At 46.9% G+C, this 441-nt stretch carries 2 rRNA genes; both read right to left on the bottom strand.

Features of this window, described 5'->3' with window-relative positions:
- Positions 1 to 21: 21 nt before the first annotated feature.
- Positions 22 to 138: ribosomal RNA gene (rrf, locus tag ACI48O_RS22685) — 5S ribosomal RNA — on the bottom strand.
- Positions 139 to 341: 203 nt separating this feature from the next.
- Positions 342 to 441, bottom strand: a 23S ribosomal RNA gene (locus ACI48O_RS22680); the annotation flags it as partial.

The following is a 441-nucleotide window of genomic DNA, read 5'->3' as shown; positions in this document are numbered from 1 at the left end:
TCATCAGCTGTTTTTTTGTTTGCCCGGCAGCGTCCTACTCTCACAGGGGGAGAGCCCCCAACTACCATCGGCGCTGAGAAGCTTAACTTCCGTGTTCGGTATGGGAACGGGTGTGACCTTCTCGCTATCGCCACCAGACTATTATAATGAGGAATTTCATTCACTCAAAACTAGATAATGTAGAAGAAGTTGTAAAACTAAGAATACCCTTTTTATATGTCTAGCTATGGCTCCTAGCTTTTCGGCCGTTTCGATCCGTCTCTACAAATCCAAAACCGGGATTTGCAGCGCCGGCTCTCCAACGTCTTTCAAAGCTGAACAGTCGCCTTCGCTTTTCGTTTTTGGTTAAGTCCTCGATCGATTAGTATCAGTCAGCTCCACATGTCGCCACGCTTCCACCTCTGACCTATCAACCTGATCATCTTTCAGGGATCTTACTAG

Source organism: Neobacillus terrisolis (assembly GCF_051233475.1).
Taxonomy (GTDB): domain Bacteria; phylum Bacillota; class Bacilli; order Bacillales; family Cytobacillaceae; genus Bacillus_BU.
The sequence above is the reverse complement of the archived record's forward strand: the minus strand, read 5'-3'. Positions and strand labels throughout refer to the sequence as shown.